General features: G+C 72.6%; 19 protein-coding genes. 10 read left to right on the top strand and 9 right to left on the bottom strand.

Going from position 1 to position 22,820, the window contains the following annotated elements; all coding sequences use genetic code 11:
* Nucleotides 1–18 precede the first annotated feature (18 nt).
* The 3 genes from IE225_RS32985 (at nucleotide 19) to IE225_RS09375 (ending at nucleotide 2,732) form a co-directional block, all read left to right on the top strand.
* On the top strand, nucleotides 19–414 hold the full coding sequence (locus IE225_RS32985; protein ID WP_308432464.1) for a transposase: 396 nt from the start codon (nucleotides 19–21) through the stop codon (nucleotides 412–414).
* Between the two features lie 464 nt (nucleotides 415–878).
* The gene (locus IE225_RS09380; protein ID WP_190056932.1) at nucleotides 879–1,562 is read left to right on the top strand and encodes a hypothetical protein; all 684 of its coding nucleotides are present in this window, start codon (nucleotides 879–881) and stop codon (nucleotides 1,560–1,562) included.
* A 183-nt stretch (nucleotides 1,563–1,745) separates the two neighbouring features.
* A complete protein-coding gene (locus tag IE225_RS09375; protein ID WP_190056931.1) occupies nucleotides 1,746–2,732 on the top strand; it encodes a phosphotransferase family protein in 987 nt (328 codons plus the stop codon).
* On the opposite strand, the gene IE225_RS09370 is transcribed toward IE225_RS09375, so the two are convergent.
* The 5 genes from IE225_RS09370 to IE225_RS09350 form a co-directional block, all read right to left on the bottom strand.
* Nucleotides 2,693–3,976, bottom strand: a complete 1,284-nt coding sequence (locus IE225_RS09370) for an ATP-grasp domain-containing protein (protein WP_190056930.1) — start codon at nucleotides 3,974–3,976, stop codon at nucleotides 2,693–2,695. The two genes, IE225_RS09375 and IE225_RS09370, sit on opposite strands and share 40 nt — an antisense overlap.
* Nucleotides 3,973–5,121, bottom strand: coding sequence for a glycine amidinotransferase (locus tag IE225_RS09365; RefSeq protein WP_190057109.1), 1,149 nt, complete (start codon nucleotides 5,119–5,121; stop codon nucleotides 3,973–3,975). The genes IE225_RS09370 and IE225_RS09365 overlap by 4 nt, the downstream gene beginning before the upstream one ends.
* Before the next feature lie 39 nt (nucleotides 5,122–5,160).
* On the bottom strand, nucleotides 5,161–6,135 hold the full coding sequence (locus IE225_RS09360; protein WP_190056929.1) for an aspartyl/asparaginyl beta-hydroxylase domain-containing protein: 975 nt from the start codon (nucleotides 6,133–6,135) through the stop codon (nucleotides 5,161–5,163).
* Nucleotides 6,136–6,149: 14 nt separating this feature from the next.
* Nucleotides 6,150–7,559: a preATP grasp domain-containing protein gene (locus tag IE225_RS09355; protein ID WP_190056928.1), complete on the bottom strand. Its 1,410-nt coding sequence runs from the start codon at nucleotides 7,557–7,559 to the stop codon at nucleotides 6,150–6,152.
* A 70-nt stretch (nucleotides 7,560–7,629) separates the two neighbouring features.
* On the bottom strand, nucleotides 7,630–8,796 hold the full coding sequence (locus IE225_RS09350) for a cytochrome P450 (protein ID WP_190056927.1): 1,167 nt from the start codon (nucleotides 8,794–8,796) through the stop codon (nucleotides 7,630–7,632).
* Between the two features lie 361 nt (nucleotides 8,797–9,157).
* Between IE225_RS09350 and IE225_RS09345 the strand changes: the two genes are divergently transcribed.
* Complete coding sequence (locus tag IE225_RS09345) at nucleotides 9,158–10,477, top strand: helix-turn-helix transcriptional regulator (protein WP_229879353.1); 1,320 nt, start codon at nucleotides 9,158–9,160, stop codon at nucleotides 10,475–10,477.
* Nucleotides 10,478–10,563: 86 nt separating this feature from the next.
* Here IE225_RS09345 and IE225_RS09340 read toward each other — a convergent pair whose 3' ends face one another.
* Nucleotides 10,564–11,295, bottom strand: coding sequence for a prepilin peptidase (locus IE225_RS09340; protein WP_190056925.1), 732 nt, complete (start codon nucleotides 11,293–11,295; stop codon nucleotides 10,564–10,566).
* A 263-nt stretch (nucleotides 11,296–11,558) separates the two neighbouring features.
* A complete protein-coding gene (locus tag IE225_RS09335) occupies nucleotides 11,559–12,005 on the bottom strand; it encodes a hypothetical protein (protein ID WP_190056924.1) in 447 nt (148 codons plus the stop codon).
* A gap of 202 nt (nucleotides 12,006–12,207) precedes the next feature.
* On the opposite strand from IE225_RS09335, the gene IE225_RS09330 reads away from it, so the two are divergent.
* The gene (locus tag IE225_RS09330; protein WP_190056923.1) at nucleotides 12,208–13,596 is read left to right on the top strand and encodes an IS1380 family transposase; all 1,389 of its coding nucleotides are present in this window, start codon (nucleotides 12,208–12,210) and stop codon (nucleotides 13,594–13,596) included.
* 763 nt (nucleotides 13,597–14,359) lie between these two features.
* Here IE225_RS09330 and IE225_RS09325 read toward each other — a convergent pair.
* On the bottom strand, nucleotides 14,360–15,226 hold the full coding sequence (locus tag IE225_RS09325; RefSeq protein WP_229879352.1) for an ABC transporter permease: 867 nt from the start codon (nucleotides 15,224–15,226) through the stop codon (nucleotides 14,360–14,362).
* Nucleotides 15,223–16,191: an ABC transporter ATP-binding protein gene (locus IE225_RS09320; protein ID WP_190056922.1), complete on the bottom strand. Its 969-nt coding sequence runs from the start codon at nucleotides 16,189–16,191 to the stop codon at nucleotides 15,223–15,225. Before IE225_RS09320 ends, IE225_RS09325 begins: the two co-directional genes overlap by 4 nt.
* A 272-nt stretch (nucleotides 16,192–16,463) precedes the next feature.
* Here IE225_RS09320 and IE225_RS09315 point away from each other — a divergent pair, with 272 nt between their 5' ends.
* From IE225_RS09315 to IE225_RS09295, 5 genes are all read left to right on the top strand, one after another.
* The gene (locus IE225_RS09315) at nucleotides 16,464–17,723 is read left to right on the top strand and encodes a nucleotide disphospho-sugar-binding domain-containing protein (protein WP_190056921.1); all 1,260 of its coding nucleotides are present in this window, start codon (nucleotides 16,464–16,466) and stop codon (nucleotides 17,721–17,723) included.
* 218 nt (nucleotides 17,724–17,941) lie between these two features.
* On the top strand, nucleotides 17,942–19,402 hold the full coding sequence (locus IE225_RS09310) for a nucleotide disphospho-sugar-binding domain-containing protein (protein WP_190056920.1): 1,461 nt from the start codon (nucleotides 17,942–17,944) through the stop codon (nucleotides 19,400–19,402).
* A 167-nt stretch (nucleotides 19,403–19,569) separates the two neighbouring features.
* Nucleotides 19,570–19,944 (top strand): hypothetical protein, encoded by a 375-nt coding sequence (locus tag IE225_RS09305; protein WP_190056919.1) that lies wholly within the window; start codon nucleotides 19,570–19,572, stop codon nucleotides 19,942–19,944.
* Between the two features lie 462 nt (nucleotides 19,945–20,406).
* Entirely contained in the window at nucleotides 20,407–21,726 is a 1,320-nt protein-coding gene (gene rfbH / locus IE225_RS09300) for a lipopolysaccharide biosynthesis protein RfbH (RefSeq protein WP_190056918.1), read from the top strand.
* Nucleotides 21,723–22,820, top strand: coding sequence for a ketoacyl-ACP synthase III family protein (locus IE225_RS09295; RefSeq protein WP_190056917.1), 1,098 nt, complete (start codon nucleotides 21,723–21,725; stop codon nucleotides 22,818–22,820). The genes rfbH and IE225_RS09295 overlap by 4 nt, the downstream gene beginning before the upstream one ends.

The raw sequence follows: 22,820 nt of genomic DNA, 5'->3' as shown, positions 1-22,820 counted from the left end.
CCGGTTCACCAAAAGCCAGTGCCACCCCTGCCCGGCCCGCGCCCAGTGCACCACCTCCCGCGAAAGCCACCGCACCGTCGGCTTTCCCCGCGAGAACTCCGCGACCTGCAACTCCGCGTCCGTGCCGAGCAACAGACACCCGAGTGGAAGACCCGCTACGCGGTCCGCTCCGGAGCAGAGGGAACAGTCAACGAGTTCGCCCACGGACACGGCATGCGCCGCTGCCGCTACCGAGGCCAGGACAAGGTCCACCTCCAGCACGTCCTGACCGCCATCGCCCTCAACATCGAGCGCCTCAGCGGTCTCCCAGCGACCGAAGAGGCACCCCCTCCCCGCCGACCGACCGCCTTCCAGACCTACCTCGATCAGCACGAGATCCCCCGGCCGAAGTCCTGGCGCACCCTGGGCACCTGACCCCGGCAACCCCAAGATCCCCGACAGAGTCAAGCTGAGGTCACCACGGCCTGGCACGGACGTGTCTACGGCACGACCGACCACGGTGCGGTCGCCCTCGACGCACGCACTGGCAAGGACCTGCCCAGGCCGGGTGTTGCGCCGCTCCTCGTCAATGAATCGGCGGGCATCGTCCTGGGCGATTCTGGTCTGCTTGCCTACCCCACCAGCGGTTGATACGCGCTGCCGGGGTGAGGGCGCATCGTGTCCCTCCGCGGCTCGTCCCCCGGATGCCGAAGCTGCCTTGATGTCCAGCCGCTCGGCGAGGGCGACGCCTGCATCCCGGCACATCCCTGGCCAGCGCGCCGGTCACGGAAAACGTGGCCCGTGCGCTGGCGCCGACCGTGGCTGAGCAGACGGCAACCACTCCAACCGATCGACAAGAATACTTGTCGCTATCCATGGCGACAAGTATTCTTGTCGCCATGGATTCCAGTGCAGACCTCGCCCTCTGGCGCGACCTCTTGACGCTGCAGGAGCCCCCCTACCGGGAGCCCACCGACGAAGAACTCCTCCACCTCCAGGACCAGGTGGCCGACGCCGCCCGCGAGCTTGCGCACGCGATCTCCACCCGAGAGGCCGCCTACCGCGCCAGCGGGCAGCAGCCCCCCGGCGGCATTGTGCTCGCACCGGACTGGCAGCTGGCCTACCTCTACGCCCTCCACGCGATCGACGGCGCCACCAGGCGCCTGGCCGAGCAGGCGGCACGCACCGCCGGCGCCACCGGAGCCAGCTACGCCCACCTCGGGACCACCTGGGGGATCACCAAGCAGGCTGCCCGGCTGCGCTGGCCCGGCGCCGTGCGCCGGCCCGGCAATGCCGACGGCGAGGCCGACCCGTTGGAGCTGCGGCTGGGCGGCGGAGTCGCCGAAATCATCCCGCTGCCCGACGGCGGCGGGTTCATCTGGGAGGCCACCGGTGCCGACGGCACCAGCGGCCAGGCCGAGGAGCCGTACGGCACCCGCACCGAAGCCGCCGCGCACGCCGGCGCCTTCCTCACCCGGCACGCCACCCCCGACGCCTACGACCACGACACGGCACACGCCGACTGCTTCCAGCCCCACTTCGGCCCCGACAGTCACACCGACTGCGACGGCAACCCGCTGTGAACCAACTCACCCAGCCGTCTTTTCCCGCTTGGCCTTTCTCCCTGACCTCTCGGACCACAGGAGAAGGAACAGGGCACTTTCGACCCGCGATGCCGCCAGCGAGACTGCCGCCCGTGTGGCCGGAGACAATGGGCACTGTCTTGCGCCGTCGGCTGGCGCACCGTCACCCGCCAGGGGAGTCACATGGATTTCCGCCCGATCGAGCGCACATCGCAGACGTTCCAGCAGCCGGTGACCGCTGAGCAGGTCCTGGAGATGTGCCGCCGTGCCTTCGGCTCTGATACGCGGATTGTCTCCGCGGTGGAGCTGGGCTCGGGGATGTACAACAACACCTACCGGGTGGTGTTGGCCGGGCAGGAACGGCCGGTGATCCTGCGGGTCGCCCCGGAGCCGGGCAGGCAGTTCCGCAGCGAGCGGGAGCTGATGCGCAACGAGTACGCCTCCCTGCCCTATCTGGCGGTGATCTCACCGCTCTTGCCGCGGGTCATCGCCGTGGACTGGACGCATGAGGTGATCGGCCGGGACTGGATGGTCCAGAGCCTGCTGGACGGCGTTCCGGCCCCCGAGCGCCTTGGCGACTACCCCCGCACGCTGTGGCCTGGCTTCTTCCGACAGATGGGGGCCATCGCCCGCCAAGTGCACGCGGTGCGCGGCCCGCACTTCGGGCCCGTCACCGGACCCGCGTACGGCACGTGGAGCGAGGCGGTCGTCGCCTCCTTGGAGGACATCGCCGCCGACCTCGACGGTGTCGGCCTGGACGCCGCCGATGTGCGCAAGGTGGCCGCCGTGGCCAGCCACAACCGCGCCGTCCTGGACGAGGTGACCGAGCCCCGGATGACCTTGGGGGACTTCTGGACCCTGAACGCCATGCTTCACAGCTCTGCCTCGGAACCGACGATCACGGGCGTGTTCGATACGGATCGCACCTGGTGGGCCGACCCTCAGGCGGACTGGACGATCCGGATGGCGACGGCAAAGGCGGATGAGCGGGAAGCGTTCTGGGAGTCCTACGGGCCGCTGGACCGCTCCCCGGCGGCCGTGTGGCGGGCGCGGATCTACGAGGCGAGGCACCTGGGCGCGATCCGCCTGGAACGTTACCGGCTGGGGAAGGCGGACGCGGTCGCTGAGAGCTACGGGGCGATGGCCGACCTGCTCGCCGAGCTGAGCTGATCACGGTCGTCTGGCGCAGGCGTCGGGTCGACCTGGAGGCGGATCTGCCGCAAGAGGGTGTCGGCCCGCTGTTCCACCTCGGCCGCGTCCGGGCCGGTGACGACGAAGCAGCCCAGCCGGTCGGCGTTGGCGCCGGCGGCGTTCACCGGGCCGCCGATCGCTGCACGCCAGCGCACGAACGGCACCCCCGGTCCCCGCTTCGGGAACCCGGTCAAGGAGGTGAGCCGTCCGGAGTGCGGTGCGGTGATGAAGCGGACGGTGGCGTGGCCGTGGGCGGTGGGGGTGAGCGCGGCAGGGCGGCCCAGCGCGACGTCGAGCAGGGCCGCGAAGACGTCGATGCCCAGGGCGTGCTGGAGCAGGATGCCGATGTGCCCGGCGCCGAGCCGGGCGGCGATCTCGATGACCGTGCACCGGCCGTCGGGGTCGATGACGACCTCGGTGTGTGAGGCGCCGTGGCGGATGCCGACCGCGTGGATCGCCGCGTCCACCTCCCGGTGCACGGCCGTCTCGGTCGCCGGGGGCAGGCGGACGGGGAGGCTGTGCCCGGTCTCGACGCGGCGGGCGCCGCCGGTCACCTGCTTGCGTGTGACGGCGAGGTGCGTGGTGTGGGCATCCTGGGTGACGGATTCGACGCTGTACTCGTCGCCGGTGGCGTACGCCTGGACCAGGATGCCCGCCTCGCCCTGGCCGCTGTACGGGCCGCGCGCCATGCGGGCGGTGTCGGCGGCCGGGGCGGCTTGGGCGGCGGACGTCACCACGGTGACCCCGGCCGAGCCCGCCGAGCTGACCGGCTTGATCACGCACGGGAATCCGGCCCCCAGGTCCGCGAGCGCGTCCTGCAGCTCGGTGTCGTCGTGCACGAGCCGGGTGTAGGGGACGCGTACGCCGGCCGCGGTGAGGACGCTGGCCATCGCCGCCTTGTCGCGGGCGGCGTGCGCGAGGTGCGGGTCGTTGCCGGGCAGGCCGAGTTCGGCGCACACGAGCGCGGCGAGTCCGGTCAGGTACTCGTTGGCGGTGAGGACGGCGCCGACGCCGCGGTGGCGGGCGTACGCGGTGATGTCCTCCACGGCCCGGTCGGGCCGGGCGAAGTCGGTGACGACCTGCCCGGCCGGCTCCGGCGCCGGGGCTGGCCCGTCCGCTGCGGTGGCGGCGTGGACTTGGTGGCCGCGCTTGGCCGCCGCGCGGGCGAGCGCGGCGGACTCCGGGCCCGCCGCGTCCAGCAGCAGCACGGCCGGGCCGGTCATGCCAGGTAGTCCACGAGGCCGCCGTCCCGGCAGGTGTCGAGGGTGAAGCAGTGGAAGCCGCCGCCGAACAACCTCCTGTGCCGGTGGCGGACGGGCACCACGTCGAAGCCCTCGGTCTCCAGCGTCTTGGCCAGACCGGTGCACTCCTGGTTGACGAGGACGGTGTGCTCATCGACGGACAGGACGTTGAGGTCGATGTAGGGGCTGGTGAGGACCAGGTCCGCGTCGTCGTAGACGGGGAACGCGCCCTCATCGGGCTCGGGCGGCACGATGTACCGCCAGGAGCGCAGCGGTTCGGGCATCAGGTCGCGGATGCCGTCGTGCCGGGCGAGGAACACGCCGGGCCGCAGGGCGAGCACCATCGAGTCGATGTGGTTGTCCGCCATCCGCCACACCCGGTGGACGCGGTAGTCGTGGCCGAGGTGCCGCTGAAGCCAGTTCAGGCCCTGTTCGTGGTTGTTCTGGGCGACGTTGACGACCAGGTCCCGGCCCAGCCGCAGGACCTGAGCCCCGTCGAGCATCATCTCCAGCCCCACGTCGTACGGGCTGGGCTGCGGGGCCTGGATCGGCTCGGTCGGCCCGCCCAGGGTGGTGGCGGCGTCGCGGGCGTAGGACAGGTCGAACGAGAGGTCGGTGAGGGTGGGGCGCGGCATCACCGTCCACCGGGCCCCGGCCTTCTCGTACGCGCGGAAGACGCGGTGCAGGAGCTGGGTCTCCAGGTACCGCGAGCGGATCGCCGGCGGCGTCTCGATGATCTGGTCCCCGACGATCAGGGTGTTGTCGCGGATGTTCAGCGCGGGGGTGGGCGCCGCCTCCCAGCCCAGGCCCGCGATGCGGGCCGCGTCGGGCGGCAGGGGGATCGGCCGGTGCACGGTGACCCCGAGCCCGGTGAGGGTCGCGGCCAGGTTCTCGACGTCCTCGTGCAGTTCCTCGGCGTAGCGTTGCTTGACGGCCCAGTTCTGCCCGCGGGTGCCCGTGCCGGTCTGTGCGAGCCTGGGGTAGGCCCAGTCCGACCGGAAGCCGGTCAGGTTCTCGTGGTGGAACAGCTCGAAGGAAAGGTCACGGTCGTGGCCGAGGTAGTTCTCCGCGGACCCGACGATGATCTCCTTCAGCGGGGTGAAGTCGTCGTAGCTGTGCAGGCGCATGGCGAACACGGTTCCTTCCAGATCGAAAGTGGTCGAGCGTCAGGGGGTGCGGGGTGCGGCGGGCACGTGCCGGTCGGCGAGCGCGCGGCCGCGACGGACCCGCAGCAGCAGGCCGCCGTGGTCGTCGGGCTGGAGGGTGCGCTGCTCGCTCCAGCCGGAGAACCGCCACTCGCCGCCGTCGCCAGCCGGGACGAGCGCGAAGGAGCGTCCGGCGACGGTCAGGGTGAGGACGCCGCCGGCGGTGTGGTCGAGGCGGGCGGGCAGGAGGGAGCCGTCCAGCGGGGCGGGCGCGTCGAAGTCCGCGAACCCGCTGGGCAGGAGGGTGTCGTACGGCAGCGCGGCGGGCCACGCGGACGCGGCGGCCGGGGCGGGCCGGTTGAGCAGGACCTCCCCGCGGGCGAACAGCTCCCGCCAGGAGTCGGGGAACCAGGTCGCGAGGTCGGCGGTGAGGAGGGCGTCGATGACGACGTGGACGCGGGTCACCGCGTCGCTGGTGTTGCGGACCAGGTGCTCGCGGGAGAAGTCGCCGTACCACAGGGTGCCCGGCTGCCAGCAGTGTTCGACGCCGTCCAGGACGAGCACCGCGTCCGGCGTCGTCACGATGGGGATGTGCAGGCGGGTGAGGCCGCGGTCGAGCCGGTACTTGGGATCGCAGTGCGCTTCTGAGACGGCGCCGGGCCCGAGCGCCATCAGCCGGACCGCGTTCAGCGGGGCCGGGATCGCGTCCAGGAGGTGGGCGAAGTAGGGCAGCTGGTCGAGCCAGCGGGTCGGCGCGAACGGCTGGGGGCCGGGGCCGCCCGGGTCGGTGCGGTCCGGGTTGCCGCCGAGGCTGCGCAGCGGCAGGACGCGCCAGTCGATCGGGGCCGCCTGGCCGACCTGGCCGCCGTAGGTGTGGGTGCGCTGCACGTTCCAGGTGTGGGAGGTGACGGCCGCGAGTTCGGCGGCGAGCCGGTCCGTGTCGAGGTCGAAGGCGGGAGTGAGCTGGGCCGCCTCGGCGGCCGCGGTGGTGGTCATCGTCGGGCTCCTGGTCAGGAGGAGAAGGACACAGCCGTGTGGCCGACGTGCTCACTGGCGTCGACGGCCGAGGCGGGCAGGGTCTGGAAGCGCTCGCCGAGCCGGGCGAACGCCTCGTCGTAGCCGGTGGCGGGGTCGTAGGCGATGCAGAACACGAACTGGACCGGCGCCCCGGGGGCGAGGGGGATGGCGGGCATCGACACGATCACCCCCGTTCGCGTGGCCGGGTCGTAGGTCAGGCCCGTCTCGTCCAGCGCGGCCAGGAACGCGGCGAAGTCGGGCACGGCCCAGGTGGGCGGGACGTGGTACTCGACCACTTGACGGCGCGGGGCGGCGGCGACGTCGACGATGCGACGGGCGATCTGCTGGTAGATGTGCAGCGACCCGGAGACCTGCGCGTTGACCTCCGTGAACACCACGCTCTGGTCGGGCAGCACCAGGGCGTCCGCGCTCAGGTGCCCGCGGTAGCCGAAGGCCCGGTATGCCTCGGCCAGCCGTGTTCCCCCGTCCAGCAGGGCCGCCCGCGTCGGGTCGCTGACCCGGTCGAGGGGGACGACTTGGTGGCTCAGGCGCCGGCCGACATAGAGCAGGCGGCCCATCTCGGTCGGCCAGGTGCCGGTGTCGGCGGCGTAGTGCTCGGAGTACACCGCGTCCGCGCCGGGCGCGAAGGTCTCGATGACGACCGGCCACCGGCCATCCCCGCTCGCCCATGCCCAGCGCTGATCCCAGTACGCCGCGATGCCGTCCTCGCCGGGCTCCAGATGGTGCAGGTGGCGGGCACCGACATGGTCCACCGCCATACGCGGATCGCGTACGAGGAGCTGGTTGCCGACCCCGGCGCCGTTGTGGGCCTGCTTGACCACGACCGCCCCGCTGCCGGACGGCCCCAGCAGCTCCCCGGTCGCGTCGATGGCCTCCGTGTGGCTGCGGCAGACACGGCCGGGCAGGATCGGCACCCCGGCAGCCGCCGCCAGGGCCCGGAAGTTCGCCTTGTTGTTGCCGATCTCCCCGCCGCCCTGGGCGAAGAACGCGGCGCCGGGGAAGCGGTCCGCGATGCCCAGCGCGGCGGCGAAGCGGGCGACGGAGGCGGACGGCCACAGCGCGAACACCTCGCTCACCGCGCCCTGCCCGCCCGCGGCGTCGAGCGCAGCCCGCGCCGTCTTCAGGAAGGCGGGGGCGGTGAGCGCGGCCGGGTCGAGGAGCCGGTCGCCCCACGCCCCGGCGGGCGCGACCAGGACGGTCAGCCCGCTGCGCGGCACGCCGGTGTGGGCTAAGGCGTAGTCGAGGAACGCGTCGTCGGGCTCGCAGCACAGGACGAGCAGGTCACCGGGACGGGCGAACCAGAACAAGCGCTGTGTCCAGGCCCGCATGTCGCCCCGTGCACGGATGGACGGGTCGATGTGGTTGCCGACGAGGATGCGCACGGCGGATCTCCTGACGCAGACGAAAGGGGAGGCCCCGAACAGCGGTCGCGCTGCCGCCGGAAGGGAAGGGTCAGAGGCGAAGGAGCGCGGGCAGCGTCTGATACGCCCGCATGGTCGCCGTGCGGCGCCGCACGCCCTCGCCGGCGCCGACCAGCCGGGCCGGATGCTCGTTCAGGGCTTCGACCAGGGAGCGCAGGCCCGCCTGGGCGACGGTTGTGCCGATGCAGGAGTGCGGACCCCAGCCGTAGCCGAGATGCCGGTTCGGTGTGCGGTCAAGCACCAGCCGGTCCGCGCCGGGGAAGGCGTCCGGGTCGCGGTCGGCGGCGGCGAACAGCGGCACCACCTTCTGCCCCACAGCGATATCGACCCCGCCGATCCGGCACGCTCGCACCGCCACGCGGGTGGTGCCCTGCACCGGCCCGTCGAACCGCACCAGCTCGTCCACGCCGGTGGCCAGCAGCGCCGCATCGCGCATCCGCTCCAGGGCCTCGGGATGGGCGAGGAGGACGGCCACCGCGTTGCCGACGGCGGCCGCCATCGTGCTGTAGCCGCCCTGGAACATGACCCGTGCGGTGTTCTTCACATACAGCCGGGCCAGCGGGTCGGCGCCGGGCGCCGCCTGCCGAACGTGAGCGAGCAGGCCCGGCCGGGATGAGGCGGCGAACCAGGAGTCGACCAGCTCGCTCAGCCGCTGACGGGCGATGCGCCCCGGCTCCACGAGCGAGGGGTCCAGCCCGCCGTCCATGCTCCGCATGATGGCGTCCGGGACAGCGGCGAACTCGGCGTACGGCGGGGGCTCAACGCCCAGCAGGTCCGCCACCACCGCCACGGACAGCGGCACCGCGAGCTCCGCCACCACATCGAACTGTCCGGCTCCGGCCAGCACGTCGAGTCGGCCGGCCACGAGACGGCGGGCGCGTTCCTCGATGGCCGCGAGGTCCTGGGCCCGCAGCGCCGTCATGAACAGCGAGCGCACGCGGCTCTGCTGCGGCGGGTCGAGGGTCTGCACGCTCAGGGACGGCTCCGGGACCGCTCCCCCGGTACGGCGCGGGTCGCGGGCGAAGAGGGCGTGGTCGCGCAGCACTCGCACGCAGTCGGCGTACCGGGTCAGCGCCCACGAGCCCATCCCCTCGTGCCAGAACACCGGCTCCGTTCGCCGCAGTTCGGCCAGCACCGGGTACGGGTCACGCAGAATCTGAGCGTCCAACGGGTCGTAGCGGTCGGTCACAGACGGCATCGCACATCCTTTTCGGAGCGGGGCGGGCCCGCACGCTGCGGGCCCGCCCGGTACCTCGGGCTCAGTGGTCGTACGACATGGCAGCCCCCTCCCTGTGCACCGACGACGTCCCGCAGGAGGGCGAAGAGCCTGCTCGGCCCCCACGTAACGGGCGTACAGCCCGGCACCGGCGGGACGGACAAGGCGGTGAGGACTCACGGTCGTCACCCGGTCCCGAGCCGGTCGCACGGGGCGCCGGGCGAGACCACGACGAGTACAGCGCCGACCGGGCGCCATGCCTAGAACCAAGCCCTATCCCCGCCCTATCCCCGCTCTTCCCCAACCGCTGCCCGAGGCTCGGTCAGGGTGGTGCAATGGGCGGGTGGACGACGAGATCCGCCACCCCCTCGCCTACACCCGGATCGAGCGCGGATGGTCGCAGGAGGAACTGGCCCGCCGCATCCGGCAGGCCGCCGCCCGCCGCGGACTGCGCTCAGGCACCCGGGGGTCACGCATCTCCAAGTGGGAGACCGGCCGGGCCACCCCCGACGAAGACGAATCCCAGCCGCTCATCGCCGAGGTCTTCGGTATCGACTACGCGGCCGTCGCCCATCTCGGCTGGCCCCACTGGCTCCCCGGCCAGGACAAGGCGCTGCCGCTCGGACCGCACAACGCCGCCCCCTCACTGCGAGAGGCCCTGATGACCTCCCTGGACCGCCGGTCGTTCATCGCCTACACCAGCGGAGCCCTGGCCGCGCTCGCCCACCAGTGGGCCGTCACCGAACCGGGACGCTTCCCACGCCCGACGGTGCGCGGCGACGTCGACACCGAATTGGTTATCTGGCTGGAGACCGCCGGTACGGAACTGGTCCGCCTCGCAACCGAACGTCGCCAGCACACCCACCGGCTACTGGCCGAGCACCTGGCCACGGTCACGGTCCTCATCAGCGAAGGCCGCTACACGCCCGCCGTCGAACAACGACTGCACACCCTGGCCGCCTTGCTCTCCCAGGCCATCGCCTGGCAGCACTTCGACGAACGCCGCCACGCCGCCGCCAGCCGCTTCTGGCACGCCGCCCTCCACAACGCCCACATCGCCGCCCAGCGCGACCTCGGCGCGGGCATCCTGTCTGACCTCGCCTACCAGCTGCTGTGGCTCACCGACGCCCGCGGTGCCGTGGCCATCCTCGAACACGCCATCCCGCGCACCCAACACCCCACCGCACGCTCCCTCCTTCACCTCCGCCAGGCCCGCGCCCTCGCCGCCCTCGGCGAGGATGGCCCGTGCCGCCGGGCCCTGACCGCCGCCGAGAAGGCACTCCAAGCCCCCTCCTGCGATCCGGCGCCCACATGGTGCTCCTGGATGGGAATGGCGGACCTGGCCGCGGACAGCGGCAGGTGTCTCGCCGATCTCGGCCAGCGACGGCGGGCTCACCAGCTCATGGACGAGGGCATCGCCCTGCTCCCGGCCACCCGCGCCAAAACGCGCGCGGTGTTCCTCACCTACCAGGCCGAGACCTACCTCCGCGACGGCGAAGTGGAGCTCGCCGCCGAGACCGCCACCCGTTCCCTGGACCTGGCCAACCGCATCAACGCGCCCCGGTGCGTCACGATGATCCACGACCTGGAGCCAACTCTGTCCCCCTACGCGCACACCGCAGGCGTGGACGAACTCCTCGAACGGCTGCGGGCCACCGGCTGAAGCGACCGCGCTTCACCAGGCCCGACACGCGAGCTCCGGGACATGTTGGCGGGCTGATTCGCCCACGACGCGGCCTGCACACCCGCTCAACGGATACAGGTGCCCAGAAGCACGCCCAGGAGTGCTCCGGCGAGGGAGAACGGGCCGAACGGAACAGCCGTTGTGCGTCCGGCTCGACGCGTGAGGAGGAGCCCGATGCCGTAGAGCGCGCTGAGCAGAAAGCCAGCGAAGGTACCGACGATGAGGATGTCCCAGCCGTACCAGCCCAGAACTGCGCCGAGCGCGGGGGCGAGTTTGACGTCGCCGAAGCCCAGGCCACGGGGGTGGGTCAGGAACAGCATGACGCAGCAGGCCGTGAGCGCGAGGGCGCCGAGCAGTGCATGCGTCCAGCTGCCGCCGGCGCCGGGCAGCAGCGCGGCCCCGCCGAGCGGCACGGGTGTGGCCACCGCGAGCGGCAGGGTGAGAACGTCGGGCAGCCGGTGCACCGCGACGTCGACGGCGGCGAGCAGCACTCCGGCCGGGACAAGCAGCAGCCAGACCATCAGCTCGGGACGGGCACCGGTGGCGGCCGCCAGCGCAGCACAGATCGCGGCCGCGGCAGCAGCAGTAACGGGCGTGCTCGGACCGTGTCCATTCCCGCAAGCGCAGCTAGCCCGGCCCAGCCAGCCGTGGCCGATGCCAGCGAGAGGGTGTCCCGCAGGACACGTTGTTCGCCACGGCTCCCCTGGTGGCAAGGCGAGGCGGTAGGCGGCGCGCGGTATGAGCAGCCCCGTGCCGACGCCCCACACGGCGGCAGCGGTGATCAGCAGCGTCTCCACCAGACGGAGCCTGTCTGTGCTGGTCACAACCACTCATTCACAACCGCTCACGCAGCTCCCTCACCATGGGGCGCACAGCAGGTCGTCGTGCCGCCTACGACAAGCGAGATTCGTGCAGTTGAAAACGCCGCGGACGGCCGGCTCGGGGGTCCGGCGCCTACGGGAAGCCGGGTCTTGTCCCCTTCCAGCCGTGCTCGTCATCGGGACTGTTCTGAGTGGTCAGTCCAACGGTCCCCTCAACGTCGGTCTCGCCGATGCTGTGCCTACTTGAGTTCGTACCGACAGCCCTTGGGGTCGTTACCGCCGTCGTTGTCCGCGACCTGCTTGCCGTCGACTTCGATCACGCACGGAGCCTGCTGCAGTGTGCCATCAGCGGCCTGGATGGAGCCCGGGACGATCGACACCAGGTGCCCCACCTTCTGCTCGGCAGAGGTCAGGGCGACGGTCTCCGTCTTCGTCCACGGCAACTTCCGCTGCTGCTCGAAGTGATTGCTGTTGACGATGTACATGATCGACGTCGTGCCCTTGCCGGTGACCTTGAGCGTCACCCGGTAGGTCGCCTTCTGCGAGGCTGTGCCTGATGACGCGTCTGTGGCTGCGGTCTTTCCCTTGCCCTCGTCCTGGCGGGTCTCATCACCACTGTCAGCGCACCCCGTCAGCAGCATCACCGTGATGACGAGGGCTACCGCACCATGAAGCGTTCTGCGCATCTTCCCCGTTGCCTTTACCCGTTGTCGTGACCGGATCACTGTCCAAGATCTAATCATCTCGAGCATGGCAGCCTACTGAGCTTCGATCCACCGCGTGACCGTCGGCCGGTATGAGGACCGGGAACGAAGAAGTGCCTTGTGACCTGCGATGATGAGAGTTCTCTACGCTCACATCAGGCACGATCGACAAGGCACTTCGTAAGTGAAATCCTCCCATACCCCGGCGACGTTGTTCGCCGCGTTCGACGACCCGGACCTGATCGCGCACGCCGGGCTGATCCCGACCATCCGGCTGGCCGAGCGGTGCGGCCTGCCCCGGCTGGTGGCCGAGAAGGTGAAGCTCACCGGCGCGGCCAACGGTGCCGGTACGGCCGTCGAGGCGAAGGCCCTGTCGATCGTGGGCGGCATGATCGCCGGGGCGGACAGCATCGATGACCTGGACGTGCTCCGGCACGGCGGCCTGTCCCGCCTGTTCGGCGGGGTGCGTGCGCCCTCCACGCTCGGCACCTTCCTGCGCGCCTTCACCTGGGGGCACGTGCGCCAGCTCCAGTCCGCGGCCCGGGCGTTCACCTGCACTCTGGCCGCCCACACCGGTCTGGTCCCGAAGCGGGACGAGGTGGTGTTCGTGGACATCGGCTCCAAGGTCAAGCAGGTCTGCGGCCCCGCCGAGCAGGGCGCCTTTTTCGGCTGCACCAAGCAGCGCGGCCTGCACTTCCAGATCGTCACCGTCAAGACCGCAACGTGCGCGCCGGTCATCGTGGCCACCAGGCTGCGCAAGGGCTCGGCGGGCTCCGGCAAAGGCGCGGCGAGTCTGTTGCGTGAGGCACTGGCCACGGTGCGGGCGATGGGCATCACCGCACGGATCGTCGTCCGCGCCGACTCGGCGTTCTTCTCCCACAAGGCCGTGGCCGTCTGCCGCGCGGCCGGCGCCGCCTTCTCTCTCGCGGTCGCGGTCAGGAGGACGATCCGCGAAACGATCGCAGGCATCGCCGAGGACGCCTGGACACCGATCAAGTACGCCAGTGCCGTCCGGGACGAGCAGGAGGAACGCTGGGTCTCCGACGCCGAGATCGCCGAAGTCCCCTTCACCGCGTTCACCAGCAAGAAAAAGGCGTTCCACACCACCGCCCGGCTCATCGTGCGCCGCGTGAAGCGGCTGAACCCGAAGTTCGTGCCCGCCGGGCAGGCCGAACTGTTCGGCGTCCGGCGCCACCACGTCATCTTCACCGACAGCCCGTTCGTCCTGGCCCGGGCCGAGTCGATGCACCGCGAACACGCCCAGGTCGAGCAGGTCTTCGCCGACCTGGAGGACTCCGCGCTCGCCCACCTGCCCTCGGGGAAGTTCACCGCGAACGCCGCCTGGCTCACCCTCGCCGCCACCGCCTACAACCTCACCCGCGCCGCCGGCCACCTCGCCTCCGTCTTCCACGCCCGGGCACGCACCGGCACCATCCGCCGCCACCTGATCAGCATCCCCGCCCGGATCGCCACCAGCGCCCGCCGCCTCACCCTCCACCTGCCCCAACCCTGGCGCTGGGCCGACGACTTCACCGACCTGTGGACCGCGACCGGACAGCGCATGGCCACCTGACCCGCACGACCACCCTGCCCGCCCACGACCCGAAAGACCTCGGAGACCCCGCACCGGACGGCCACCCGGCGATCACCGCTGCCCGCATCCCCAAGAAACACCCGGAACCCGCCCGACACCCGTAATCAGAATTCACGCGGTGGATCGAGGCTCAGGTTGAATCGGCGATGTCCGGGTGGTCGTGACGAGTGGTGATCCCTGCGGTACGACGGCCTCATGCGGTATGCGCAAGGGGGCGGGCTGAGGCCCGCGGAGCAGGAGAAGCGGGAGGCCGTGCGGCTGGAGGCGGCCAAGTGGTTCGAGGTCGGGGCGGGTACGGCGCAGATCGCGGCGGAGCTGCGGGTGACGGACCGGTCGGCCCACCGGACGGCCAGTTCACGGGCCTCGGCGAGCCTCCCGCGGCGCAGCAGGAGCCAGCACTGCACGCTGACGGCCGAAGCGCTTTGGACGCGGTCGGTCGCGTCGTCCAGGGCCCGCTCCGTCCGCCCACCCCATGTCTCGTGCGGCACCGCGGCGAACACCCTCGTGATGCGGTGCTCGCTGCTCGCCGCTCGTGTCCGGGTGGGTGCCGTCGTAGGCGCCGGTGTGGATGCCGTACTCCGGCGGGACGGCCACCAGGACCCGAGGACGTCCGTCGGGGGCGCCGGCGTCGGACCGGCGACTCGGCCGAGTACGCGGCATGGCGGCTCGGCCGAGTACGCGGTGCGGTGGGTCAAGCCGAGTACGTGGCACGGCGGTTCAACCGAGTACGCGGCATGGCGGTTCAACCGAGTACGCGGCGCCGGAAGTTGCGCAGGGCCAGGCCGCCCAGCAGCAGGACGCCGCCGGTCTCCGCGAGGAGGAACGCCCATACGGGCATGTGCCCGACCTCGGGGGTGAGCGAGGCCCGCAGGCCCTCCCCCATGTACACCACGGGGTTGAGCAGGGTCAGGTACTGCAGCCAGGGCACCGCCTTCAGCGCCGACCACGGGAAGTACACGCAGCCGAGCACGGTCAGCGGCGTGATCACGGCCGCGAAGAGGTGCTGCACCTTCTGCACGTCGAACAGCGTGCCCAGCAGCAGCCCGGTGCAGGCGGCGAGCAGGCAGGCCAGGACGAAGGCGGTGACGAACAGCGGCCAGTCGTGGACGTGCACGTTGGGGGCCTGTCCGTCGGCGTGCACCAGCAGCACCACGGGGAAGACCACCAGGCCCGCGAGCATCGCCTGGACGGCGGCGGACACGATCTTCTGCACGGCGATCACCCACAGCGGCACCGGAGCCAGCGCCCGGTCCTCCATCTGCTTGGTGTACGTCAGTTCCATCAGCAGCGGGATCATCACCGCGGTGATGCCCTGCACGGCGATGGTGATGGCCACCAGGCCCGGCACGAGCACCGTGGTGAACTTCGGCGCGCCCGGCCGGTCCCCGCCGAAGCCGCCGGCCAGGCCGATCTTCGGCAGGACGTAGGCGAACCCGAAGGTGAACGCCAGCGGCTGCATCACGGCGCGCAGCACGAGCGAACCCAACTGCCGCCGGGTGACCCGCAGATCGCGGCTGAGCAGCGCGGCGAAGGTGTGCAGCGCGGTCGACAGCCGTCCGCTGCGCGCGGGCGCCGCCGACGCGGTGGGGGAGGCGATGGTCGTAGTCAATCCCGGTACTCCCGTCCGGTCAGGTTGAGGAAGGCGGTTTCGAGGCTGGGCGGCAGCGTCGCGGCGTTGCGCACGGACAGGCCGTGGTCGCGTCCGACGGAGATCAGTTCGCCGAGCAGGCCGTCCGCGGGGGCCGTGGCGTACACCCGCAGGTCGCAGGCGTCCGCCTCGGCGCGCCGGACGCCGTCCAGCTTCCCGGCGACCTGGGCCGCGGCGTCGGCCGGTTCGTCGAAGGAGACCGTGATGACGGTCTCGGCGCCGGCACTGGCCTTGATGCTGTCGACGGTGCCGCAGGTGAGGACCTTGCCGTGGTCGAGCACGGCGATCCGGTCGCACAGTTCCTCGGCCTCTTGCAGGTAGTGCGTGGTGAGCACGATGGTCTGCCCGGCCGCGTTCAGCTCCCGCAGCAGCTCCCACAGGTTGCGCCGCGCCTGCGGGTCGATCGCGGCCGTGGGCTCGTCCAGGAAGAGGATCTCCGGCCGGTGCATCAGCGCGCGGCAGACCATGGCCCGCTTGGACTGCCCGCCGGAGACGTGGTCGTCGAGCCGGTGGGCGACCTCCGTGAGCCCGAACCGCTCCAGCAGCTCCATGGCCCGGCGGCGGGACTGCCGGGCGCTCATCCCGAAGAAGCGGCCGCGGAACTCCAGGTTCTCCAGCAGGCTGACCGCCCGGTCCATGGTGTTGGCCTGGGTGACCACGCCGATGTGCCGGCGCACGTCCACCGCCTGCGTCGTCACGTCGAACCCGGCGACCCGCGCGCTGCCGCGCGTCGGCACGATCCGCGTGGTGAGCATCCCCAGCGTCGTCGACTTCCCGGCTCCGTTGGGCCCGAGGAGCCCGAAGAACTCGCCCGGCCGCACCTCCAGGTCCAGCCCGTCGACGGCGTGCACGGGCCGGCCGCCGCTGGTGTACGTCTTGTGGAGCCCTGTCGTGCGGATGGCCGCGTCCGTCATGGCGTCCGTCATGGCGGCGTTCTCCTTCGCGTGGGACGTGGGACTGCGCCGGTCTGCGCCGAGGCTGGGGCCGGGCAGTAGAGACCCGCTCCAGCAGGCCTGGAGCCGACGGTCCCGCGCCCGGCGCGGTCGAGGAGAACGGTGGGGGAGGGCGGTCGAGGAGAACGGTGGGGGAGGGCGGTGGAGCAGGGCGGTCGAGGAGGGTTCGACACGGGATCGAGTCCGGTCCGGGAGCATCCCCCCGCACAGCGGGGTCGGCCCGCGGCTGACGGAGAGGTCTCACCATGCGTGTGTTGTTCACGGTGTCGGACTGGTCGGCGCACTACGCGCCGATGGTCCCCCTGGGCTGGGCGCTGCAGGCGGCCGGTCACGCGGTGCGGGTCCTGTGCACCCCCGCGCAGGCCGAGCCGGTCTCCCGGGCCGGGCTGACCCCGGTGCCCCTGATGGGCGGCCTGGACATGGTCACCCAGACCAGGCTGCTGTACTTCTGGGACGCGCAGGCCGGGCGGCGCCCCTACCCGGGTCTGCCGCTGCACCCGGTCACCGGGGAGGAGCTGGCGTCGCTGGACGACTTCGACTTCCCGGCCTGGGCCCGGGAGAACAAGCGGGAGATCGCCACCGCGGTCAAGGGCAACTACGAGGGGACGCTGGACTTCGCCCGCCGCTGGGGCGCCGACCTCGTCGTCCACGACCCGCTGGCCGTGGAGGGACTGCTGGCCGCGAAGGTCACCGGGGTGCCCGCCGTGCTGCACGCCTGGGGCCCGGTCGGCACCGACGAGGAGGAGCCCGCGCTGCGGCTGCTGCCCGAGGACCCCGCGGGCTTCTTCCCCCGCCACGGCGTGGGCGAACTGGGCCCCGACCTGATCGAGTACGTCGTCGACCCGTGCCCGGAGAGCCTGCGGCTGCCCACCCGCGCCCGCCGGCTCCCGGTGCGCTACACGCCGTACAACGGGCCCGGCGCGATGCCGGCCTGGGTGCTCGAGCCGCCCGCCCGGCCCCGGGTCTGCGTGATCTGGGGCAACTCGCTGACCCGCATGTTCGGCCCGCGGTCGTTCCTCGTGCCGGAGATCGTCGCCGCGCTCGGCGGACTGGACGTCGAGGTCGTCCTGACGGGCACCCCGCAGGACATCGCCGCGCTCGGCGAACTGCCCGCCAATGTGCGGGCGTTCGAGCGTTTTCCGCTGCAGTTCCTGCTGCCGGCCTGCTCGGCGGTGGTGCACCACGGCGGGGCCGGCTGCGCCATGACCTCCGTCGCGGCCGGCGTCCCGCAACTGGCGCTGACCTTCGCGGCCGAGCAGCAGGCCAACGGCACCCGGGTGGCGGCCGCCGGCGCCGGGCTGCACCTGCGCGGCGACCTCGCCGACCGGAACACGGTGCGCGCACTGGTACGGCGGCTGCTGGACGAACCGTCCTTCGCGAAGAGCGCCCGGCACCTGCGCGAGGAGAACCGGGCCCGGCCCACGCAGGCCGCGCTCGTCGGCGAACTGGAGCGCCTCGCCGCCGACCGCACGGCCGGCCGCACGGACGGCCGTGCCGCCGCCTGAACCCCGGCTGCGGCTCCTGCCCGACGGTCACGCCGGTGTCCGCCGATCACGTTGGCGCTCACCGGTCACGTCGGCGTCCATCGGTCACGTCGGCGTCCACCGGTCACGCCGACGCCCGAAGAAGGCCGACGCCCCGAAGAAGGCCGGCGCCCCGAAGAAGGCCGGCGCCCCGAAGAAGGCCGACGCCCCGAAGAATCGCCCGAAGAAAGCGGTGCCCCATGCGCGTGCTGTTCACGGTCTCCGACTGGCCGACCCACTACTTCCCGATGGTCCCGCTCGGCTGGGCGCTCCAGGCCGCCGGGCACGAGGTCCGGGTGGCCTGCGCCCCGTCGCAGGCGCGCACCCTGGAGCGGGCGGGACTCACCCCCGTACCGGTCCTGGGCGACCTCGACATGGTTTTCCTGACCCGGTTCAAGAACCTCACCGACATCAAGGCGGGCACCTGGCGGTACCCGGGGCTGCCCGGGCTGCACCCCGACACCGGCGAGGAAATGGCGTCGCTCGACGGCTTCGACTTCGCCGCGTACGCGCGGGAGTGCAAGCGCAGGATCGCGGACGAGACCGGCAAGGGGCTCGCGGGCGTGCTGGAGTTCGCCCGCGCCTGGCGACCCGACCTGGTCGTCCACGACCGGCTCAGCATGGAGGGCGTCTTCGCCGCCCGCGCGCTGGGCGTGCCCCACGTCGCCCACCTGTGGGGACCGGTCGGCACCGAGGAGGACGACCCCGAACTGCACCCGCTGCCCGTCGACTACACCCGCGCCTTCCCCCGGCACGGCCTGCCGGAGATGGGCCCCGACCTCGTCGAGTACGTCATCGACCCCTGCCCGGCCGACCTCGCCCCGCCGACCCGCGCCACCCGGCTGCCCGTGCGGTACGTCCCCTACAACGGCCCCGGCGCGATGGCCCCGTGGGCGCTTCGGCCGCCGGCCCGGCCGCGGGTGTGCGTGCTGTGGAGCAACTCGGTGAGCCGGTCCTACGGCACCGCCTCCTACCTGGTGCCCCGGGTGGTCGGCGCCCTGGCCGGCCAGGACCTCGACATCGTCCTGCCGGTGCACCCCGACGACGTGGCCGCGCTGGGCGAACTGCCGGGCAACGTGCGGGTGGTGGAGCAGTTCCCGCTCCACCTGCTGCTGCCCACGTGTGACGCGATCGTGCACCACGGGGGCGCCGGGTGCGTGATGACGGCGGCCGCGGCCGGCGTGCCCCAGCTCGCCCTCACCTTCGGGCCGGAGCAGGACGCCGACGGGGCGCGCCTGGCCGCCACCGGCGCGGGGCGGCACGTCACGGGCGACCGTGCCGCGCCGGACGTGATCCGCTCGGCCGTCGCCGCGCTGCTGTCCGACCCGTCCCACCGCGCGGCGGCCGCCCGGCTGCGCGCGCAGAACGCCTCCCGCCCGGCCCCGGACCGACTGGTGCCGGTCCTGGAACACCTGGCGTCCACGGGCCGGCTCCCGGCCCCGGCCGCACCGCCCGCGTCGTCGGCCCCGGCCGCACCGCCTGCGTCGTCGGCCCCGGCCGCATCGCCTGCGTCGTCGGCCCCGGCCGCATCGCCTGCGTCGTCGGCCCCGGCCGCACCGCCCGCGCCTCCGGCCTCGGCCGCATCGCCTGCGTCGTCGACCCCGGCCGCACCGCCCGCGCCGTCCGCGGCGCACACCGATCCGCCGTCCGCCGCCGCCTGACGGCCGCGCGAGAGGAGGACGCGACACGATGAGCGGCCCTGCCCGTCCGCACTCGGCCGCTCGTCCGCACTCGGCCGCCCATTCGTCCTCGGCCACCCACTCGCCCCCACCCGGAGGCGCCCGCCCCCACCCCGGAGGCGCCCGCCCCGGCCGCGCCGCCGCGCCCCGTGACCGTCTACGGCCGCGCCGAACTGCTCGGCAGCCGCACCGTCCTGGCCGCGAGCGCGAGCGGCCGGCCGGGGCGGTCCTGCGGGGCGCCGACGCGGTGGGCCCCGGCCTGCCGCGCGGCAGCCTGCCGGGCCGGGTGGCGGCGCAGCTCAGCGCCGCGGCCGACCGCGGTACCCACGGAGGAGCCGCAGCCGGCCCCGCTGTGCGCCCACCGGGACGTCGTCAACGTACGCGACGTCGCCGAGGCGGTCCTGGTCGCCGCCGAACGGCCCGTGGCGGGGCGGGTGTTCACTTTCGGCTGTTTCACCCTCGGCTGTTTCACCCTCGGCCGCGGCCGGGCCGTCGGCGTGCGCGCCGGACGGTCGACGGCCTGATCGCCGCCGCCGGCGGCGTCACCGCACCATGGACCGTCGAGGAGGACGGCCAGGAGGCCCGCACCGCGGGCATGGAGCGGCAGCACGTCGCCTGCGCCGCCGACCCCGGCCGCACCGCCCGCGCCGCCGTCCGCGCCACCACCCGCGCCACCCTCAGCCGGGCGCCCGCCGCCCCCTGGAGGAGTCGCTGCAGGCCCTGCCACCCCCTGAGAAGTCCGTGCGGGCACTGCGGGCGCCATGGGCGTTGCGGGCGCCGTGAGCGCCATGGGCACAGCCCCAGGCCGGCCACGGCCCGACTTCAAGGGCTTCTTGAGCCCGGTGCACCACCGTGACTCGGGGCGGGCGCCCGGCACCGCGCCGGACGTCCCGCGAGTCAACCCCCGAGGAAGAAGGACCCGGAGCCCGTGGCCCGGATGTCCGAGGCAGGGCCGCTCGGCCCACAGGCGCGCGGGAGGCGATGAGGTGAGCGGCAGTAAAGCGTTGCTGCTGGAACACGTACGCAAGTACCACCGGGAGACGGCGGGCACCCAGGAGTTCGTGCCGGGGGTCACCCCGCTGCTGCCCGCCGGGGCGGTGCTGGACGAGGACGACCGCACCGCGCTGGTGGAGACGGCGCTCGACCTGAGGATCACCTCCGGGGTCACGACCCGCAGGTTCGAAAGCGCTCTGGCCCGCAGGCTGGGCCTGCGCAAGGCGCACATGACCAACTCGGGCTCCTCGGCGAACCTGCTGGCCCTCACCGCGTTGACGTCGCCGCACCTTCAGGACCGCCGGCTGGTGCCCGGCGACGAGGTGATCACGGTCGCCGCGGGCTTCCCCACCACGGTCAACCCGATCGTGCAGAACGGCCTGGTGCCCGTCTTCGTCGACATCGACCTGGGGACGTACAACACGACCTTGGACCGCGTCGAGGCGGCGATCGGCCCCCGCACCCGGGCCATCATGATCGCCCACACGCTGGGCAACCCCTTCCCGGTCGCGGAGGTCGCCCGACTGGCCGCCGAGCACGAGCTGTTCCTCGTCGAGGACAACTGCGACGCCGTCGGCTCCCTGCACCAGGGACGGCTCACCGGCACCTTCGGCGACCTGAGCACGGTGAGCTTCTACCCGGCGCACCACCTCACCACCGGCGAGGGCGGCTGCGTGCTGACCGGCAACCTCGCGCTCGCGCGCATCGTGGAGTCACTGCGCGACTGGGGCCGCGACTGCTGGTGCGAGCCCGGCGAGGACGACAAGTGCCTCAAGCGCTTTCAGCACCAGATGGGCACCCTGCCGTACGGCTACGACCACAAGTACATTTTCTCGCACGTCGGTTACAACCTGAAGGCCACCGATCTCCAGGGCGCCCTCGGCCTGACCCAGCTCGCCAAGCTCGACGATTTCGGCCGCGCCCGCCGCCGCAACTGGCAGCACCTGCGTGCCGGTCTGGAGGGCACGCCCGGGCTGCTGCTGCCGGAGGCGACGCCGGGCAGCGACCCGAGCTGGTTCGGCTTCGTGATCACCGTACGGCCCGACGCGCCCTTCACCCGCAAGGACCTGACCGACTTCCTGGAGTCCCGGCGCATCGGCACCCGGCGGCTGTTCGCCGGCAACCTCACCCGTCACCCCGCCTACCTGGACCGTCCGCACCGGGTGGCCGGCGACCTCACCAACAGCGACATCGTTACCGAGCACACCCTCTGGATCGGCGTCCACCCGCTGCTCACCCCCGAGATGGTCGACTACATGATCGACTCCGTCCGGGAGTTCTGCGGCGCGGGCCGGCTGAGGCAGGCGTCATGAAGTGGGACGAGCTGTACCTGGCCGGGCTGGGCACCTGGCTGCCCGAGGCGGTGCCCGTGGAGCGCGCGATCGAGCAGGGCCGCTACGACGCCGGGCGCGCCAAGGCCCGCGACTACGTCTCCGTGTGCGTGGCCGAGGACGTCGCCCCGCCGGACATGGCGGTGCGCGCCGGCCGTACCGCCGTCGAGAGGTCCGGCCTGGCCCCGCACGACTTCTCGCTGCTCCTGCACGGCAGCCTGTGGTACCAGGGCCTCGACATCTGGCCGACCGCCTCCTACGTGGCGGCCGGCACCGTGGGCCGCCACGTCCCCGCCTTCGACGTGCAGCAGCGGTGCAACGGCGCCCTCGGCGCGATCGAGCTGGCCGGCGCCCACCTGCGGGCCGGCGTCGGCAAGGGGCACGCGGCCCTGATCACCACCGGCGACCGCTTCGCCCCGCCGGCCGTCGACCGCTGGAACATGCACGACTACAACGTCTACGGCGACGGCGGCACCGCCATGGTGCTGTCCACCACCGGCGGGTTCGCCCGTGTGCTGTCGACCGCCACGGTCGTCGACAACTCCCTGGAGGGATCGGCCCGCGGCGACCAGCCGCTGCGCCCGGCCCCCGACCCGGCCACCCCCATCGACCTGGTGGCGCGCGCGGCGCAGTACGCGGCGGCCGGCGACCCCCGGCAGATCGAGCTGCGCACCGGACGCCTCATCAACCAGGCGCGCAACCAGGCCCTGGCGGACTCCCGGACCCGGCTCAAGGACCTCGCCCGCGTCGTCATCGGCGCCACCGGGCGCTTCGAGGGCGGCTGGCACTTCCACCACCTGCTGCAGGTTCCCGAGTCCCTGACCACGTGGGAGTACGGGCGCACCACCGGGCACATCGGCGCGGGCGACTGGAACGCGGGCCTGGAGTGGCTGCTGCGCACCCGGGCCGTCGCGCCCGGCGACCGGGTCCTGCTGTTCGGCGGCGGCGCCGGATACAGCTGCACCGCCGCCGTGGTGGAGATCACCGAACTGCCGCGGTGGGACGGCGAGACGGCGCCCGGCTCCCCGATCACCGAGCCACCGGCCCCGACCACCGAGCCACCGGGAGGCATGTGA

This window comes from Streptomyces echinoruber, from assembly GCF_014651135.1.
Taxonomy (GTDB): Bacteria; Actinomycetota; Actinomycetes; order Streptomycetales; family Streptomycetaceae; genus Streptomyces; species Streptomyces echinoruber.
The sequence above is the reverse complement of the archived record's forward strand: the minus strand, read 5'-3'. Positions and strand labels throughout refer to the sequence as shown.

Coding starts and splice junctions, on each gene's coding strand:
- IE225_RS09380 (WP_190056932.1), top strand. CDS start 879: ATGGATTCCAGTGCAGACCTCGCCCTCTGGCGCGACCTCTTGACGCTG.
- IE225_RS09375 (WP_190056931.1), top strand. CDS start 1,746: ATGGATTTCCGCCCGATCGAGCGCACATCGCAGACGTTCCAGCAGCCG.
- IE225_RS09370 (WP_190056930.1), bottom strand. CDS start 3,976: ATGACCGGCCCGGCCGTGCTGCTGCTGGACGCGGCGGGCCCGGAGTCC.
- IE225_RS09365 (WP_190057109.1), bottom strand. CDS start 5,121: ATGCGCCTGCACAGCTACGACGACTTCACCCCGCTGAAGGAGATCATC.
- IE225_RS09360 (WP_190056929.1), bottom strand. CDS start 6,135: ATGACCACCACCGCGGCCGCCGAGGCGGCCCAGCTCACTCCCGCCTTC.
- IE225_RS09350 (WP_190056927.1), bottom strand. CDS start 8,796: ATGCCGTCTGTGACCGACCGCTACGACCCGTTGGACGCTCAGATTCTG.
- IE225_RS09335 (WP_190056924.1), bottom strand. CDS start 12,005: ATGCGCAGAACGCTTCATGGTGCGGTAGCCCTCGTCATCACGGTGATG.
- IE225_RS09320 (WP_190056922.1), bottom strand. CDS start 16,191: ATGACGGACGCCATGACGGACGCGGCCATCCGCACGACAGGGCTCCAC.
- IE225_RS09315 (WP_190056921.1), top strand. CDS start 16,464: ATGCGTGTGTTGTTCACGGTGTCGGACTGGTCGGCGCACTACGCGCCG.
- IE225_RS09310 (WP_190056920.1), top strand. CDS start 17,942: ATGCGCGTGCTGTTCACGGTCTCCGACTGGCCGACCCACTACTTCCCG.
- IE225_RS09295 (WP_190056917.1), top strand. CDS start 21,723: ATGAAGTGGGACGAGCTGTACCTGGCCGGGCTGGGCACCTGGCTGCCC.